The following is a 1329-nucleotide window of genomic DNA, read 5'->3' as shown; positions in this document are numbered from 1 at the left end:
CCTCCATTTCCCCTGGCTCTCATCCCGACGCTCACCAAGCACGGGTAGAGCGCGGGGCTTCCCGCCGAGAAGCTAAGGAGGACACAGCAGTGCTGTGTCCCTACAGGGAATTCTCTTGCAGCCAAGCCTCAAATTCTCCAAGTTCTTGAAAATCCAACAAAGCCTCCCCCAGGGACTCCAGTTGAGGAATCGAGAGACTCCGCACTTGCGAAATTTGTTCCGAACTCAGCGCCCCAAAACGTCGAGATATCTGACGCACAATCAGATTCGCTTCTCCCAGTTGCTCTCCTTCTTGGCGTCCAATTTGAATCACTTCTTGATAAAAACGTGTTTGGGTCACATCCGCTTCTCTAAGATCCAACATATTGCGTATCTCCTCAATGCTCAAATCATCAAATTTATTGACCAGTATAGCCTCAACCAAATCCAGGTATTTCTGAAATTCGCCCGGGGTTTGGGTACGGTTTAAAATCGATTTGGCCATCACAGCCGCTTCAGTCTCCGGCATCACCACCAACTTCAGCAGAGACAAGTTCGGACTAAGATTTTCTACTGACAGTAAATCCTCTAGATACAACCGCGTTACGGAACTAGATAGCAAGTTTTGATAGGGAATTTCTGACCCTAAGTCCAGAGAACGACTGCGTAGGATTAATAATCCCTGCCACGGGCGGGTAATTTTATATTGAAACAGATAAATAAATATTCCGGCGAAGTAGCGCCCATAAAATTCGGGGTCATTCTGCATTTGCGCTTCCAGAAACACCAAGGGTAAGCTGACATCTTGGGAAACCGGAGTCAACAAACCATCAAGCCGGATTTCTTTTTCCTTGACGACTGGGGCACTATAGTCAAATTCACAGTCCGGGGGAATTCCCTGTAACAGTTCGGAAATTAGACTGGGTTGATTTAAGAAAATTCGGTAACATAATTTATCGGTTTTCATTTGAATAGTTCGGATTTAGTAGCGTGCAATTTATCATGGAGGTCATAGGAGGCGCTACTGCCCGCCACTTCAACAATTAACTCGGGCGCGCCTTCGATGTAGTCGTCTTCGCTAATGCGCGATTGTCCGCCGCAGGCTTCATCGAGGCGTAGGAGGGCGTCGGGTTGGGGTTCGTTATCTAAATCGAGGCGCACTGTAGCATTATCGGCTAGCATCACGCCTGGTGTTGCCACTTTATAAGTACCCAACCAAATCATTAAATTGGCATGAGGTTCGGCATAAGATTTAAGTCTGACAGGAGATGGCACTTGATACTCCCTACGGATAAATCCGAGGGATTCTTAAAGAGTCCAAAGTCGGACTTTTAAAGGCGCTTTTCCCCA

General features: G+C 47.3%; 1 protein-coding gene and 1 pseudogene. Both read right to left on the bottom strand.

What is annotated here, in order from left to right; genetic code table 11:
• Positions 1-100: 100 nt before the first annotated feature.
• Complete coding sequence (locus AC0QH1_RS21545) at positions 101-946, bottom strand: DUF2887 domain-containing protein (protein ID WP_324633378.1); 846 nt, start codon at positions 944-946, stop codon at positions 101-103.
• Between the two features lie 20 nt (positions 947-966).
• A pseudogene (locus AC0QH1_RS21540) lies at positions 967-1248 on the bottom strand (Uma2 family endonuclease); the annotation flags it as partial.
• Between the last annotated feature and the right edge of the window lie 81 nt (positions 1249-1329).

It is taken from the genome of Phormidium sp. CCY1219 (genome assembly GCF_055795085.1).
Note: the sequence above shows the minus strand (reverse complement) of the source record. Positions and strands in the feature narration are given on the sequence as shown.

Bases quoted from the DNA above. Each gene is read 5' to 3' on its own strand.
- AC0QH1_RS21545 (WP_324633378.1), bottom strand. From the start codon at position 946: ATGAAAACCGATAAATTATGTTACCGAATTTTCTTAAATCAACCCAGT.